Raw genomic sequence first — 16,064 nt, 5'->3', positions numbered from 1 at the left:
TTAATGAAATAACGGTTGTTGCGAGGGGCTATCTTCTGGCATCTCAGCATGAACCACTTCACCCTGCCGATCTGGAAACAGCGGCGCCCCACAATCATCACACAGCTCTGGTGAGAACAATACAGCGTGACGAAATACATCTTCTACGCCAGCATCATGCAAGGCATCACAAATCCGTTTGATCGGACTCTCCTCATCTGATACATCACTCAAGCCATCGCTTGAGACGGTCTCGCGATCATAGAGCGGCCAGATCACTCCATAAATGACCTCAGAAGATCCTTTAAGACTAAATGCAATACGGTACTCATCGGCCTGCTCTTCCCCAAAAGCACCAACGACAGCGGATAAGCCAGCTGGTAGAACGCCGAGCGTGGATTCGAGGAAGTTGATAGCAGCCCGAATACTGAGTGGGCGCACGTGTTTATCTGCTAAACGACAGTTCGTGAAGTAAGCCTCGGGCAGAAGTAATTCAAACTCACAGCCAGGCAGTAAGCTCACCAGCGGCTCATACATCGCGGTCTGCCACTCAATCAAACTCACGCCCCGTTCTTGACGTTGTGGTCCATCCATTTGCCAACGGAAGATTGGCTGATCTTTAGGCGCTACGATCACTGCCAGAATAAAACGCGGGTCTGCTAATACAGCAATAGTCTCAGACATATCGCGCAACTCTAATTTCATATCACCACCCGATACGGCGGCGTTTGCTAAGGTCTCTAAGAGTGAGCGAGTTTGAGTATGCGAGTGCGGCATCTGGTCGATGCTATAGAGCCAAGGGATGATGGCGAGTTGTGTTCCCTCTGCCGCAATCGACTTTTGCATTGCCGCTGCCGCTGCCTCTACGATGCTTACTGGTAGGGGCCCCGATGGAATTTGATAACGCGTGTGTGCCACGATGGGCATCGCTAACAATAAGGCATCCCACGTTTTACCATCATGCTCAAGACTCATCGACTCCGCGAGGGTCTCTGCAGTATCAGCAAGAACCTCAAAGGCAACCGTATTAATCCGAAAGGTTTGATCAAGCGCTGTATCAATAATATTTTGATGATGGCTTTTTAAGAGCTTGAGTAAGCGATTGTGCAAACGCTCTTCCCAAAAGCGATCCTCGAGCTGACTACCCGAGGCTGCCAATGAGATGGAGTCAGCCACCAAGCGCTCAGACTCAGGAGAAATACGTTGTACGGATTTAGAACGGTGGACTGCCATAGCGTAATTACTCTCTTCGAAGAATCTACTTTACTTCTTTTGCTCTGCCCGACGAAATACGGGCTTATCGGGCTTAGACTCCGCAGCACTATAGCGATAGCCCTCGGTCTTGAAGTTCTTGAGATCGGCCGGATCGGTAATGCGGTTCTCCACTACAAAACGGGCCATCAAGCCGCGTGCGCGTTTGGCATAAAAGGAGATGATTTTGTATTTACCGTCCTTCGCATCCTGAAAGACCGGCGAGATCACGGGGTATCCAAGCTCATTGGCTTGCAGTACCTTGAAGTACTCTTCCGATGCTAGATTAAGTAAGAACGGTTTCTTTTGTTTCTTGAGGTCTTTATGAATTGCTTTGGTAATACGATCACCCCAAAAGGCATATAAATCCTTACCACGAGCGTTCTTGAATGCCGTGCCCATCTCAAGGCGATAGGCTTGCATTAGGTCTAAGGGGCGCAGTACTCCATAGAGACCCGACAGAATACGAACATGCTCTTGGGCAAAATCAAGGGCCTTGCTATCTAAAGACTTGGCATCAAAACCTTCATAGACGTCCCCATTAAAAGCGAGCAAGGCAGGACGGCTATTGCTACTCGTAAATGTTTTGGACCAATCCCGATAGCGACCAACGTTTAGAGCAGCGAGTGGGTCAGAGATGCCCATCAGTTTAGAGACCTGTTGCGGTGATAGCTTTTTAAGGTCAGCAATTAATTTGGCGGACTCTGCCACAAAATCTGGCAAGGTATGTTTCTTGGTAGAAATGGGCGACTCGTAATCGAGTGACTTCGCAGGCGAGAGAACAATCAACATAAATCAATCTTCATCAAAATGGGTAGACACCCTATTCTAGTCATCTGCGATTATTTTGCAGATTGGGGCCAGCGCTTAGCAATCGCAGCCACACAAATACCTACCAGCACAGCCCACTCCAGAGAAATCAGGATCGTGCCAAGCCCAGTAATCAACATGGGTATCCATTCGCGTGGCCCAGACCTAATCTCATGCCGAATTTGTTGTACATCAATCAAGTTCCAAGCCACTGCCAGCAGTAACGCTGCAACGACTGCATAGGGCAAGTACTCAGCCAAAGGAGATACGAAGGCTAAGATAATCACCAAGAACAAGGCGGCAGCGATTGCAGATAGTGGCGTTTGGGCATTAGCGGCAAGGTTTACACCCGTGCGATTAAAGGAGCCGCTCGATGGATAGGCGGAGAAGAAAGAACCGGCCACATTGGCAAAGCCCTGCCCAATGAACTCTTGATTAGCATCAAACGAATCATTACGTTTTAGTGCCATTGCGCGCGCAATGGCCATGGCTTCGGTTGATGCCAATAAGGTCATCACTAAGACGGGTCCAAAGAGAAGTTGAAGATGGTCGAGCGTTAGTTGTGGGAACGACAGTGGAGGTAATGCCCCTGGTATTGCGCTCACCCGCCGGATTTGATCAAAGACCGGAAAATATTTTTCGAGAACGAGAAGTGCTACGCTGCCCACAATCACCGCTACCAACATCGCAGGCACCCATTTGTTCAGTGGTTTCCATAAGCGCATCGCAACTAAGGTGATGAGCACCAGCAACAAAACCTCGGGGCGCCACTGGCCGTGCTGTATGGAGGTGAAAGTTTTGCTAATGGTATCGATCACCTTGGTACCACGCTCAATATCAATGCCTAGCAAAGTCCCCACTTGACTATTAATAATCAAGACCGCGGCACCAGCAGTAAACCCCACAATCACGGAATGCGGCACCTTCTCAACCCATTTCCCTGCCCCACCCAATCCTAATGCAATCTGTATTGCGCCAATCAAGAAACTCAGGGTGAGCACCAGCGCTACGTAGTGTTGACTCTCTGGAATGGCAAGAGGCGCGATCAAGGCCATGGTGGTGAGAGAAATAGCATTAGCAGGGCCGGTCACCATCAAACGGCTTGAACCAAATAAAGCAGCGATGATGCAAGGGACCATGGCGGCATAGAGCCCGTAGTGCGGAGGCATTCCTGCCAATAAGGCAAAGGCAATCCCTTGGGGCAAGACCACGATTGCACCCGTTAGTCCTGCCAATAGATCAGTGCGAACCACTCCAGGGCGTTGATACTCGGGTAGCCAGCGCAGAAATGGCAAGAAGGTGAAACGGCTCTTTACAGACAATTTATCAACGATCCTAACTCGTGAGCCTCTGCATGGCACAATTTAGCCATGCATCAGCAAGCAACACAGACCCCTCATTCTAGCGACAGTACTCGCGGGGGAGCCATGTTTCCGTCCAAGTTGCCCCATATCGGCACCACCATCTTCACAACCATGTCAGCTCTTGCACTGGAGCATGGGGCAATTAATTTGGGTCAGGGCTTTCCGGACTTCGCTTGCGAGCCACGTTTGCTCGATGCCGTCAACGATGCCATGCAGGCTGGTCATAACCAATATCCGCCTATGGCTGGCGTTCCAGAATTACGCCAAGCAATCTCCCATAAGATTGAGTCACTGTATGGTCATCACTACGACCCCAATACCGAGATAACCGTCACTGCGGGTGCAACGCAAGCAATCTTTACCACCATTCAAGCCTGCGTTGGTCGTGATGATGAAGTGATTGTGATCGAGCCTGCCTTTGATAGTTATTTACCCGCCATTGAATTAGCGGGTGGCAAAGCGATCTCCATACCGATGGAACTCATTCGGGATAGTAATGGTCAAGTGCAGTCATACGCTTTACCTTGGGCTACGATTGCAGCAGCGATTAATCCAAAGACACGTTTGATCCTAACGAATACGCCCCACAATCCAACGGCTAGCATCTGGACTGCAGAGGATCTTGAGACCCTCTACGATCTTGTGAAGAAGACGTCGATTTTGATATTGAGTGATGAGGTCTATGAACATATGGTGTATAACGGCGAGCCGCATCAGAGTATTGCCCGTCATGCAGAACTTCAGAAACGCAGTTTTTTGATCTCCAGTTTTGGTAAGACCTTTCATGTCACAGGCTGGAAGGTTGCTTTTGTGGCAGCACCTGCCGCTCTCATGACTGAATATCGTAAGGTGCATCAGTTCAATGTATTTACAGTTAATACCCCGATGCAATATGCCCTGGCTAGCTATATGCAAGAGCCCCAGCACTATCTCAACTTACCACGTTTTTATCAAACCAAGCGGGATCTCTTTAGAGAAGGTTTGGGGTCGACTAAGTTAAAACTACTACCCTGCACCGGTAGTTACTTTCAGTGTGTGGATTACTCAGCCCTACCTATAGCTGAGGCAAGGTTATCCGAGGCGGAGTTCTGCCGCTGGCTCACCATTGAGCTCGGTGTAACGGCAATCCCGAACTCTGCCTTTTATGCCAAGCAGAACGAGTCTGGGGTTGTGCGCTTCTGTTTTGCTAAGCAAGAGCAAACCTTACGAACTGCCCTAGAGCGTTTACAAGCTCTATCCTAAATAATTAACACCATTCATGACCAGAGACCAAGATGAGTAAACAAGATAAAGCAATGATTGATGTGTACAGTTGGGCAACACCGAACGGTCATAAGATCCACATCATGCTCGAAGAATGTGGCTATCGTTTAGATCGCGATTGGCGGGCAATCCCTGTTGATATTGGTAAAGGCGATCAGTTCAAGCCTGAGTTCTTAAAGATTAGTCCCAACAATAAGATCCCCGCCATAGTTGATCCGCAGGGTCCAGATGGAAAGCCTATTCATTTATTTGAATCCGGCGCCATCTTGTTGTACTTAGCGAATAAGACAGGTCGCTTCTTGCCCAAATCAATCCGGGGTAAGTACGAGACCCTGGAGTGGCTGATGTTCCAAATGGGGGGCTTAGGTCCGATGTTGGGACAAAACCATCACTTCCGCTTGTATGCTCCGGAGCAAGTCGATTATGCAATTAAGCGCTATACCAATGAAGCAAAGCGTTTGTACGGTGTGTTAGATCAACGTCTCGAGAAGAACAAATACATCGTTGGTAATGAATACACCATTGCTGATATGGCGATCTTTCCGTGGACACGCCGTTGGGATAAACAAGGAATGGACTTGGCCGACTACCCACACTTCAAACGTTGGTTCGAGATGATTGGGAAACGCCCTGCTGTTAAACGCGCTGTTGAGATCTTAACTAACTTGCGCAAGCCCGAGATGGACAAGAAAGATAAAGAGCAGCTCTTTGGTGCTAGCCAATACAAACGCAGAAAGAGTTAAGTATGGAAATACGATCAATCGGTATTATTGGTGCGGGCACGATGGGTAATGGTATTGCTCAAGTGGCTGCCGGCGCAGGTTTTGATGTCATTCTTTTGGATATCAACGATGCTGCCTTAGAAAAAGGTTTAGCGGCATTAAGTAAGAGCTTAGATCGTCTCATCAAGAAAGAATCGACTACCTCAGAGCAAAAAGCACAGACCTTGGCTCGTATTAAGACCACCACACTCTATACCGATCTTGCCGCGGTCTCATTGGTGATTGAAGCGGCGACCGAGAATCAAGCCATTAAAGAAAAGATCTTGGCACAGGTCGATCAGGTGGTGAGTAAAGAAACCATTATTGCTAGCAATACTTCATCGATCTCCATTACACATCTGGGCTCTCTTAACTCAAGGCCTGAGCGTTTTATTGGAATTCATTTCTTTAACCCACCTCCACTCATGGCCTTGCTCGAGGTCATTATGGGTAAGCAAACGAGCCCCGAGACCCTCAAAGCAGTCCTTGCTATGGCGACTAAGATGGGCAAAGAACCCATTACCGTTCAGAGCTCTCCGGGTTTTGTGGTGAACCGCATTCTTCTACCCATGATTAATGAAGCGTTCTTCGTCTTGCATGAGGGTGTTGCGAGTCCTGAAGATATTGATACCGGTATGAAGCTGGGTTGCAATCATCCTATTGGTCCATTGGCCCTTGCTGACCTCATTGGCTTAGATACCTGCTTAGCCATCATGGAGGTATACCAAGCTGAGTTTAAGGATGATAAATATCGTCCATCGCCGCTACTCATTGATCTAGTTGCCAAAGGGCATCTAGGTCGTAAGACCGGCCGCGGTGTTTATGTCTACGAACCCAAATAAATAATATGCAACTACCTTTTGTAATTCGAGCAATGGGTTATGCAGGACTGATTCCATTTGTGGGTCTTGCCTTGAGTGTTCAGTTTGCAGATAGCCCCAATGATTTAATTGCGCTGGAGTCTTTAGTGGCCTATGGCGCAGTGATTGCGTCCTTCTTGGGTGCTTTGCATTGGGGAGCATGCTTTAGAACCATTGGTCAGAACTCACACAATCGCTGGCTCGATCATAGTGTTTGGATCTGGGGAATCATCCCAGCCTTGGTCTCATGGTTGGCAATCCATATCTACATTCCACTCGCACTTCTGCTCTTAGCAATTACCTTGATTGTGCAGCGATTGATTGATCAAAACACCTATCAGAATTACTTTGCCAATGAGGAGACTGCGAATGCTTTCCTCAGGATGCGCACCCACCTTACGGTGGTGGCATCGATCAGTCTATCGTGGGCGGGTGTGGTTACCCTATTGGGGAACTACTAACTGGCTTAATGTTTCTTGTGCGCTGAGGCAATAATCTTCTCGGTATACGCAATGGCAACCGCAGAGATCACAAAGGTCACATGAATTAAGGTTTGCCAGAGTAAAGTCTTCTCATCATACGAGGCCGCATTGATAAAGGTCTTTAGCAAATGAATCGAGGAGATACCGATAATGGCCGTTGCTAATTTGACCTTAAGCACTCCCGCGTTCACATGCGATAACCACTCCGGTTGGTCGGGATGGTGGTGCAACTCAAGTCGAGACACAAAGGTCTCCCAACCACCCACAATCACCATGACCAATAAGTTCGAGATCATGACCACATCAATTAGCCCCAACACGACCAGCATCAGAGCGGTCTCGGTCATGTCCTTATCCTTCATCATGCTGATGAGGTGGACGAGCTCCATCCAGAACTGCCAGACATAAACACCTTGGGCGACGATTAGGCCGATATATAAAGGGGCTTGCAACCAGCGGGACATAAAAATCCAGCGTGGCAAGGGGCGTAATTTTTGTTCAATCTCAAACGGTTTGTTTTCATTCATAGATCAAATTGTAGCCAAATTTATGTAGCCTTGATGACAAATGAGTCTTCTGTATAAAAGTGCGAGAATACTTTGATCATGCCGGGTTTATTTGATTCCAAGCCAATACCACCTCTTGCGGAGGTATTACGTCCGCAGAAGATTGATGAGTTGATTGGTCAGACCCATTTACTCGGTGTTGGTAAACCCCTCTATCTTGCCTTTCAATCGGGTCAACCCCACTCCATGATCTTGTGGGGGCCTCCTGGGGTTGGCAAAACAACGATTGCGAGGTTATCGGCGCAAGCCTTTGCACGCTCATTCATTGCGATCTCAGCGGTCTTAGCGGGTGTCAAAGAAATCCGTGAGGCGATTGAGCAAGCGCGTCATGATATGGCGCAATCTGGCAAGCAAACTATTTTGTTTGTGGATGAGATTCATCGCTTTAATAAGAGCCAACAAGATGCGCTCTTACCCCATCTAGAATCCGGGCTCTTTACCTTGATTGGGGCAACGACTGAGAACCCGTCCTTTGAGGTTAACTCCGCCCTGCTCTCACGCGCTCAGGTCTATGTCTTACAGTCACTTGATCACAATGAGCTCGCCCAACTCTTAGAGCGTGCACGCAAATATGCTTTACCTAATACAGCATTCACCGCCGACGCACTTGAGACCATTGTTGCTTATGCCGATGGAGATGCGCGTCGTTTAATCAATTTGCTTGAGCAACTACAAGGTGCTTTGAGTCCTCCAAATAATCCTGTTACTGAAATTGATACGCGCTTTATTGCCAATACCCTGACTCTGAACGCACGACGTTTTGATAAAGGCGGTGATCAGTTTTACGATCAGATCTCTGCCTTGCATAAATCAGTACGCGGTTCTCATCCAGATGCTGCTCTGTATTGGTTGTGCCGCATGCTCGATGGTGGCGCTGACCCACGCTATCTCGCTAGGCGGATTGTGCGAATGGCTTGGGAAGATATTGGTTTAGCCGATCCACGAGCAATGCAACTAGCCAACGATGCAGCACAGACCTATGAACGCTTAGGCTCGCCTGAGGGTGAGCTAGCTTTAGGACAAGCAGTGGTGTACTTAGCAATCGCCCCAAAGAGTAATGCGAGTTACAAGGCATTTAATGCGGCGCGTGATTTTGTGGCGCAGGATCGCAGTCGTGATGTCCCCATCCATTTACGTAATGCGCCTACGCAACTCATGAAAGAGTTGGGTCATGGTCATGCTTATCGCTATGCGCACGATGAGCCACATGCGTATGCCGCTGGTGAATCTTACTTACCCGAGGGCATGAAGGAACCTCACTGGTATGAACCGGTTGATCACGGTCTTGAAAGCAAGATTGCAGAGCGTATGCGCTTTTTAAAAGAGCTTGACGCCAAGGCTAAAGGTCTTAAGGACTAGCTTTGGGCCTTTAGAAGCAACAAAATTACTATATACTGTATAAATATACAGTATATGAAAACTATCCCTTTTGACCCTAGCGTTCCCAATGTCCTGATGCCGATCGTCAATCGGCTTTGTCGCTTACCCTTGATTGCTGGTCGAGCCCCCGCCGGTTTTCCTTCGCCTGCTGCCGATCATTACGACAAGCGCCTAGATCTCAATGAGCATCTGGTCTTACATCCAGAGGCAACCTTCTTCTTGCGTGTGAAGGGCAACTCCATGATTGGGGCCGGGATCCATGATGGCGATTTATTAGTGGTCGATCGCTCCCTCGAAGCAAATCATGGTCGTGTCGTGATCGCAGTGCTCGATGGTGAGCTCACGGTCAAACGCTTACATCATCAACGGGGCAAGGTGATCTTACGTGCCGATAATCCTGACTACCCTGATATTGCGATCCAAAATGGGCAAGAGTTACAGATTTGGGGTGTGGTTGCCCACGTTGTTCATAAAGTGTGATCATGCGTACCGTGTTTGCATTGGTCGATGGCAATAATTTTTATGTCTCTTGCGAACGGGTATTTAATCCGCGTCTTGAAGGTAAGCCTGTGGTGGTTTTATCCAATAACGACGGCTGTATTGTGGCGCGTAGTCAAGAAGCGCGCGCCTTGGGGATTCGGATGGGAGCACCCTTCTTTGAGGCCAAGCACTTTGTGCAATCACATGGCTTAATTTGGTTAAGCTCTAATTACACCCTGTATGGCGATATGAGCGCGCGTCTCATGGCACTGCTTGGTGAGCTCTCACCCCATCAAGAAATTTATTCTATCGATGAATGCTTCTTAGATTTGAGTGGTATGCGCCTCGATCTAATTGCTCAGGCACAAGCGATGCGCAAGCGTATTAAGCATTACTTGGGTTTACCGACCTGCATTGGTATTGGTCATAGCAAAACCTTAGCAAAGCTCGCTAACCATATTGCCAAGAAGCGTCCTGATTACAAAGGTGTATTTAGTTGGGGGCATTGCAATCGCTTAGAAGAAGATGCCCTCATGAGCAGCATTGAGGTTGGTGAAGTTTGGGGGGTTGGGCGACGTCTCACAATTAAGCTCAATCAACTTGGCATCCACTCGGTCTGTGATCTGAAATACGCCTCCACTAGCCTGATTCGTAAACGCTTTGGGGTGGTCTTAGAACGTACAATCAATGAACTCAATGGCATTAGCTGCCTTGATTTAGAAGAATCTCAAGACGAGCATTTGGTACGTAAGCATCAAATTATCTCTAGCAAGAGCTTTGGTAAGCCTGTGCATCACCTTCCCGAATTACAAGAGGCGGTAGTGAGTTACGTCAGCCGTGCTGCCGAGAAATTACGTCACCAGAAATCCTTCTGCTCGCATCTCTTGGTCTACATCCGCACCAATCCATTTGCACAGCAGTCTGAGCAATACGCCAATAGCGTCACCATTCCCTTAATAACAGGAACGGATGACACACGTCATCTGGCCGAGCTTGCAAGCCTAGGGGTGCAACAAATCTATCGCTCTGGTCATGCGTATAAAAAGGCGGGGGTGATGCTACTAGGGCTCTACCCCGCAGACCAAGCCCAAGCCGATTTATTTTGTGCCAGCCCAGAAAGTGCCCGCTCGCGCTCTGTGATGCAAATCATGGATCGTCTTAATCACACCTATGGCTCCAATACCCTTAGGCTCGCCGGGGCCGGCCTGCGACCACGCTGGACCATGCGCTCTTTGCAGCGTAGCCCTAACTACACGACTGCTTGGAATGAACTGGCGCAGGCACAGGCCAATCGCTAATACAATCAATCATCAGCAACTTACTCAGAAGGAAAGCAATATGCGCAAACTATGGATGAGCCTGGGTCTAGCACTCAGCATCACGACCCTCTCTTCAATCGCTCAGGCGGGTCCTAAGGTAGAGTTCAAGACCAATCAAGGTAATTTTGTGGTGGATCTCGAGTCAGATCGTGCACCAAAGACCGTCAATAACTTTTTAGCTTATGTCAAAAGTGGTTTTTACAATGGGACGGTATTCCATCGCGTGATTAATGGGTTCATGGTGCAAGGTGGCGGGTTCACCACTGATTTAGTACAAAAGCCCACGCAGGCCCCTGTGGTCTCTGAGGCGCAGAATGGTTTAAAGAATCAGAACTATACGATTGCGATGGCCAGAACCTCCGATCCAGACTCAGCGACTGCGCAGTTCTTTATTAATGTCAAAGACAATCCGGGCTTGGATTACCCCAATGCAATGGGAAATGGTTACACCGTTTTTGGTCGGGTTATTTCTGGGCAGCAAACGATTGATAAGATTAAAGGGGTACCCACTGGTATTGCGTCTACGCCACGTGGTCGCATGGCCGATGTTCCCAATACTCCTGTTGTGATTGAATCGGCCACCATCCTGAAATAATCCAGATGGTTCTTCTAGATGATGTGGAGAGTAGCCGACAGCAAGCGACTAGTCGGCTCTATCAACACGTCAAACACGCTTGGCGCGTAGATCATACAAGCGAGCTAGACAACTGTTTTGCAGAAATGCAAACAGCTCTCAGCAACGGGGATTACCTCGTAACTCTGTTCTCTTATGAGTTGGGGTACTACTTTCAGCGCATTGCATGCAAATACAGTGAGCCCCTACCGCTCGTTCGTGCATGGTCGTTTACGGGAGTGCAAAAGTACTCCAAAGAGGAGGTCGATGCTTGGTTAAAAGATGCTCTATCAAAAGAAGATCCGTTGGTTGGGGTGATGAACCTGCGAGATTCAATTACGTCGGAGCATTTCAATCAAGATATTGAGCGCATTCAGGAATGGATCCGTAGCGGTGATACCTATCAAATTAATCACTCATACCGCATTACTGGAGAAGCCTATGGCTCGCCACTGGCGCTTTATGCCCAATTGCGTGAGCGTCAACCTGGTCGTTATGGTGCTTATCTCGACGATGGTCGCGATATCGTGTTATCGCAATCCCCCGAGCTCTTTATTAGGCGTACGAATGGTGTATTTGTAGCGCAACCCATGAAAGGCACTGCCGATGCCCGCCAACATGCAGCGCATGAGCTATCGGATGATCCCAAGAATCAGGCTGAGAACGTGATGATTGTGGATCTCTTACGCAATGATCTGGGGCGTATCGCAGAGCCGGGTAGTGTTGTAGTGCCTGCTCTTTTTGAGGTCAATCGCCATGGCAATGTTTTGCAGATGACCTCTACAGTTCAGGCCAAGGCGCGTCCCCATCTGAGCATGGCTGAGATTTTGCAAGCGGTGTTCCCCTGCGGTTCAGTAACCGGGGCTCCCAAAAAACGCAGTATGGAGATTATTCAGGATCTAGAAGAGACTCCGCGCGCTTGGTATTGTGGAGCGCTGGGCTGGTTTGATCCCAATGGCGACTTTGCTTTGAGCGTTCCCATCCGCACCTTGCAAATGGAGCATGACTCGCATTCGTCTGCATCGCAATTTATTTTGGGTGTAGGTGCTGGTATTACGATTGACTCGGATCCCCGTGCCGAGTATCAAGAATGCAAGATTAAGGCTGCTTTCTTATCCGATTTACCCAGTGGAGCTGGTCTCTTTGAGACCATTCGTTTTAATGCTCAGGAAGGTATAGGGCGTATCGCTCATTATCGTGAGCATTTGGCCCGTCTCTCCCATTCAGCCAAGGTATTGGGCATCCCTCTGAATATGAACGAGGCGTGTGCCTTGTTAGAGCAAACTGCTTTGGCTTTGGATGTAAATACGGTCTACCGTGTTCGTTTAGATCTTGGTCGCTTAGGTGAGCTATCCATCTCCAGCGCTGTCTTGGATGACCTACCATCATCGGTGCAGGTATTTTGGGCCCATCAGATTTTGGAGGGTGTGCCTGATTCTTTCAAAATGCAATCTACTAACCCTTTATTGCTCCACAAAACTACGCAACGCAAGGTGTATGACTTAGCTTGGCAAAAAGCGGTGTCTTTGGGTGGCTTTGATGCCTTGTTTATGAATGAGCGTGGCGAGTTGACCGAAGGGGGTCGCACCAGTATTTTTGTGCGCCCACCAAAATCGGATGAGTGGTTAACACCCCCTCTATCAGCAGGCGTGCTTCCTGGAGTAATGCGTGCAGCAATCTTGCACGATCCATCCCTCAAAGCCCGTGAGGCTAACCTGACTATTGAGGATGTGATCAGCGCCAATGAAATAATGCTAAGTAATGCCTTACGCGGAATGATCAAAGCCCATTTATGAACTACTGCCCCTCTTGCGGTTCGAGCATCGCACTCTTAGTGCCGGCTGATGACACGCGTTTACGGCATGTGTGTTCGCAATGCAAGGAAGTTCACTATCGCAATCCACGTAATGTGGTGGGCACTATCCCCATTTGGGAGAATCAGGTCTTACTCTGTCGGCGCGCCATTGAGCCAAGACATGGCTATTGGACCTTACCAGCAGGCTTTTTAGAAATTGGGGAGAGTACCGAGCATGGCGCAATCCGTGAGACCATGGAAGAAGCTGGCGCCGACGTTGAGATTCGGTCCTTGTTCTCGCTGTTAAATGTCGCTCACGTAGAACAGGTACATCTCTTTTATTTAGCGCAGATGCGTTCACCCCAATTTGCAGCCGGTACAGAAAGCTTAGAGGTTGCGCTCTTCACAGAGGAGACCATTCCTTGGAATGAATTAGCATTCCCGACAGTAAAGCAAACCCTCCAATGGTATTTTGCTGATGCACGTGCTGGGCTCTTAGGCGATCTTGGGGTTCGCTCTTGCGATATTCTGCCGGGCGAACGAATCGGATGATGGTGATAGTCTCTTCATGAGCACGATTCCATGGCTTGGACCAAGCGATCCTTTTCCGAATCCACAGACACAAAGCGATCCCGATCCAGAGGTTCCGGGTCTGCTTGCGGTAAGCGAACGGATCTTTGCAGGTCAGCTTGAGCGCGCATATCGCTCTGGGATCTTTCCTTGGTACTCTGTCCGTCAACCGGTCTTGTGGTGGTCGCCCGACCCCCGGATGACCTTAAATCCAGCTGATCTTAAGATTAGTCATTCGCTCAATAAATCCATCAAGCAGTTTTTAGACGATCCCCAAATGCAATTGCGTGTGGATCATGATTTTAATGGCTTGATGCGAGCCTGTGCGACCACCGAACGCGCGGGTCAAGATGGTACTTGGATCACCCACGAGATTATTGATGCGTACACCGCTCTACATGAGCAAGGTTATGCGCATTGCATCAGTATTGTGAGTCACTCGCAAACGATTGGTGGCTTGTATTGCGTTTGTCTTGGCAAGATGGTCTTTGGAGAATCCATGTTCTCGCGGGTTAAAGATAGTTCCAAGCTCGCTTTAGCAGCCTTATGTGCATGGTGCTACGATCATGGTGTGACCCTAATCGATTGCCAACAAGAAACCGACCATCTCCGTTCCCTCGGTGCTAAACCGATAACCCGGACTGCTTTTTTAGAGCATCTGCACCACGCTGTTGCTCAGAAAGATCCATGGGCTTGGGATTTTGATAAGATCGTTCTCCAGAAATACCTGGTATGAGTCGTATTCAAGAACTCCCCATCATAGCCATACAGTTTTATGCTACGGCGCCCTATCCCTGCAGTTATTTACCCGAACAAATTGCGCGCTCGCAGGTAGCCACCCCTTCACATGCGATTGGTGAGGATGTCTACAGTAATTTAGTGAACGCTGGATTTCGTCGGAGTGGCTTATTTACCTATCGACCGTATTGTGACGATTGCAAAGCATGCATTGCTACGCGCATTCCGGTGCAACACTTTGAGCCCAATCGGAGTCAGCGACGCAGTTGGAAACGTCATTCGGGTTTACAAGCACAAGTTCTGAGTTTGGCACACCATGAAGAGCACTATCGTCTTTACCAAGACTATCAAGCGCAGCGGCATCATGGCAGCCAAATGGAGAACGATAATCAAGAACAGTACATGCAGTTTTTATTACAAAGCCGAGTGAACTCACGCATTGTGGAGTTCCGGGATGGGCCAGACGATCCCCACCCAGGACGTCTTCGCATGGTCAGCATGATCGACGTGGTCGAGCAAGGTATCTCCTCGGTATATACCTTTTACGATGCCAGCATGCCTAACTCCAGTTACGGCACTTACAGCATCTTGTGGCAGATCAATCAAGTTCAGCAACTAGGGCTTCCTTATTTGTATTTGGGTTACTACATCGCACAGAGCCCTAAAATGGCATACAAGGCTAAGTTTGCTCCGATCGAAGGACTAATTGATGATCAATGGCAACTCTTGATGCCGCCAAACCTAGAGCATGATTAATACTTACCCCCTACTTCGCCCGCTGCTGTTCTCGATGGATCCTGAGGCGGCCCATGATTTCTCCTTCGCTCAACTTGATCGTCTAGAACGTTGCGGTCTTTTAAGTCGTTTTATAGATAAGCCACTAATTAAGCCTGTTCATGTATGCGGTATTGCATTTCGTAATCCCGTTGGCCTTGCTGCTGGTCTTGATAAAGACGGCAAGCACATTGATGCCTTAGCGACCCTCGGATTTGGATTTCTCGAGATCGGTACGGTAACGCCAAAGGCGCAGTCCGGCAACCCAAAACCTCGCATGTTTCGTTTGCCTGAGGCAAATGCTCTCATTAATCGCATGGGCTTTAATAATGATGGAGTTGATGCGTGCGTAGAACGTGTGAGGCGTTCACGCTTTTATCAAGAAGGTGGTGTGATTGGTTTAAATATTGGCAAGAACGCCAGCACAACTCTCGAGGATGCCAATCAAGACTATGTCATGTGCATGAAAGCAGTCTATCCAGTTGCCAGTTACATCACGGCCAATATCTCATCCCCTAATACCAAAAACCTACGCGATCTTCAGGGTGAGACTCTATTGCGACAGCTTCTGTCTGCTTTACATCAGGCACGTATCGCACTGTCCGATCAATATGGGGTTCGTAAACCACTCTTCTTAAAAATCGCTCCTGATCTACAGGCCAATGATTTCAAATTCATTGCCGATCTCTTGCTAGAGTTTGAAATTGATGCCGTGATTGCAACCAATACGACCATTAGTCGGGTTGATGTTGCTACTCTTCCCCATGGCAATGAGGCGGGCGGCCTCTCTGGCTCGCCAGTATTGAACTCATCCAATCAGGCCATCCATCACCTTTTTCAGTCATTACAAAATCGGGTTCCCATTATTGGGGTCGGTGGCATTCAATCAGGCAATGATGTCCGGCAGAAGATTGATGCAGGCGCCAGTTTGGTGCAACTCTATACCGGGCTCATTTATAAAGGTCCACAATTAATTAGGGATTGCGTTCGCGTCTTTAATTAGTCTCCCCCGTTTTTTGATTGCACTGGCTAAGGCGCCTATTTTTGGATTAATATATC

General features: G+C 48.6%; 17 protein-coding genes. 13 read left to right on the top strand and 4 right to left on the bottom strand.

Annotated features, from left to right (window positions below; all coding sequences use genetic code 11):
* Genes NKE59_RS04095 through NKE59_RS04085 form a run of 3 tightly spaced genes read right to left on the bottom strand, consistent with a single transcriptional unit; the run spans position 1 to position 3,362 of the window.
* A complete protein-coding gene (locus tag NKE59_RS04095) occupies positions 1-1,212 on the bottom strand; it encodes a DUF2863 family protein (protein ID WP_353439718.1) in 1,212 nt (403 codons plus the stop codon).
* A gap of 30 nt (positions 1,213-1,242) precedes the next feature.
* Positions 1,243-2,022 carry a peroxide stress protein YaaA gene (gene yaaA / locus NKE59_RS04090; protein WP_353439717.1) on the bottom strand — a complete coding sequence of 260 codons (780 nt, stop codon included), beginning with the start codon at positions 2,020-2,022 and terminating at the stop codon, positions 1,243-1,245.
* A gap of 50 nt (positions 2,023-2,072) precedes the next feature.
* Positions 2,073-3,362 carry a SulP family inorganic anion transporter gene (locus tag NKE59_RS04085; protein ID WP_353439715.1) on the bottom strand — a complete coding sequence of 430 codons (1,290 nt, stop codon included), beginning with the start codon at positions 3,360-3,362 and terminating at the stop codon, positions 2,073-2,075.
* 105 nt (positions 3,363-3,467) lie between these two features.
* Here NKE59_RS04085 and NKE59_RS04080 point away from each other — a divergent pair, with 105 nt between their 5' ends.
* Genes NKE59_RS04080 through NKE59_RS04065 form a run of 4 tightly spaced genes read left to right on the top strand, consistent with a single transcriptional unit; the run spans position 3,468 to position 6,749 of the window.
* The gene (locus NKE59_RS04080) at positions 3,468-4,646 is read left to right on the top strand and encodes a pyridoxal phosphate-dependent aminotransferase (RefSeq protein WP_353439905.1); all 1,179 of its coding nucleotides are present in this window, start codon (positions 3,468-3,470) and stop codon (positions 4,644-4,646) included.
* Positions 4,647-4,699: 53 nt separating this feature from the next.
* Positions 4,700-5,410, top strand: a complete 711-nt coding sequence (locus NKE59_RS04075) for a glutathione binding-like protein (protein ID WP_353439904.1) — start codon at positions 4,700-4,702, stop codon at positions 5,408-5,410.
* A gap of 2 nt (positions 5,411-5,412) precedes the next feature.
* Positions 5,413-6,270, top strand: coding sequence for a 3-hydroxybutyryl-CoA dehydrogenase (locus NKE59_RS04070; protein WP_353439713.1), 858 nt, complete (start codon positions 5,413-5,415; stop codon positions 6,268-6,270).
* A 5-nt stretch (positions 6,271-6,275) separates the two neighbouring features.
* A complete protein-coding gene (locus NKE59_RS04065) occupies positions 6,276-6,749 on the top strand; it encodes a DUF3429 domain-containing protein (protein WP_353439711.1) in 474 nt (157 codons plus the stop codon).
* A 5-nt stretch (positions 6,750-6,754) separates the two neighbouring features.
* Here the strand turns inward: NKE59_RS04065 and NKE59_RS04060 are convergent, their stop codons facing one another.
* The gene (locus NKE59_RS04060) at positions 6,755-7,297 is read right to left on the bottom strand and encodes a TIGR00645 family protein (protein ID WP_353439710.1); all 543 of its coding nucleotides are present in this window, start codon (positions 7,295-7,297) and stop codon (positions 6,755-6,757) included.
* 78 nt (positions 7,298-7,375) lie between these two features.
* On the opposite strand from NKE59_RS04060, the gene NKE59_RS04055 reads away from it, so the two are divergent.
* The 9 genes from NKE59_RS04055 to NKE59_RS04015 are packed head-to-tail and all read left to right on the top strand — an operon-like array spanning position 7,376 to position 16,008.
* Positions 7,376-8,695: a replication-associated recombination protein A gene (locus NKE59_RS04055; protein WP_353439709.1), complete on the top strand. Its 1,320-nt coding sequence runs from the start codon at positions 7,376-7,378 to the stop codon at positions 8,693-8,695.
* Between the two features lie 54 nt (positions 8,696-8,749).
* A complete protein-coding gene (gene umuD, locus NKE59_RS04050; protein ID WP_353439708.1) occupies positions 8,750-9,196 on the top strand; it encodes a translesion error-prone DNA polymerase V autoproteolytic subunit in 447 nt (148 codons plus the stop codon).
* Positions 9,197-9,198: 2 nt separating this feature from the next.
* Entirely contained in the window at positions 9,199-10,494 is a 1,296-nt protein-coding gene (locus tag NKE59_RS04045; RefSeq protein ID WP_353439707.1) for a Y-family DNA polymerase, read from the top strand.
* A gap of 40 nt (positions 10,495-10,534) precedes the next feature.
* Positions 10,535-11,110, top strand: a complete 576-nt coding sequence (locus NKE59_RS04040; protein ID WP_353439705.1) for a peptidylprolyl isomerase — start codon at positions 10,535-10,537, stop codon at positions 11,108-11,110.
* 5 nt (positions 11,111-11,115) lie between these two features.
* The gene (locus NKE59_RS04035) at positions 11,116-12,924 is read left to right on the top strand and encodes a chorismate-binding protein (protein ID WP_353439704.1); all 1,809 of its coding nucleotides are present in this window, start codon (positions 11,116-11,118) and stop codon (positions 12,922-12,924) included.
* Positions 12,921-13,475 carry an NUDIX hydrolase gene (locus tag NKE59_RS04030; RefSeq protein WP_353439703.1) on the top strand — a complete coding sequence of 185 codons (555 nt, stop codon included), beginning with the start codon at positions 12,921-12,923 and terminating at the stop codon, positions 13,473-13,475. Before NKE59_RS04035 ends, NKE59_RS04030 begins: the two co-directional genes overlap by 4 nt.
* 16 nt (positions 13,476-13,491) lie before the next feature.
* Entirely contained in the window at positions 13,492-14,229 is a 738-nt protein-coding gene (gene aat, locus NKE59_RS04025; RefSeq protein WP_353439701.1) for a leucyl/phenylalanyl-tRNA--protein transferase, read from the top strand.
* Entirely contained in the window at positions 14,226-14,987 is a 762-nt protein-coding gene (locus tag NKE59_RS04020) for an arginyltransferase (RefSeq protein ID WP_353439700.1), read from the top strand. Before aat ends, NKE59_RS04020 begins: the two co-directional genes overlap by 4 nt.
* Entirely contained in the window at positions 14,980-16,008 is a 1,029-nt protein-coding gene (locus tag NKE59_RS04015) for a quinone-dependent dihydroorotate dehydrogenase (protein ID WP_353439699.1), read from the top strand. Before NKE59_RS04020 ends, NKE59_RS04015 begins: the two co-directional genes overlap by 8 nt.
* Positions 16,009-16,064 lie beyond the last annotated feature (56 nt).

This window comes from Polynucleobacter sp. UK-FUSCHL-C3 (genome assembly GCF_040409815.1).
Lineage (GTDB): Bacteria > Pseudomonadota > Gammaproteobacteria > Burkholderiales > Burkholderiaceae > Polynucleobacter.
The sequence above is the reverse complement of the archived record's forward strand: the minus strand, read 5'-3'. Positions and strand labels throughout refer to the sequence as shown.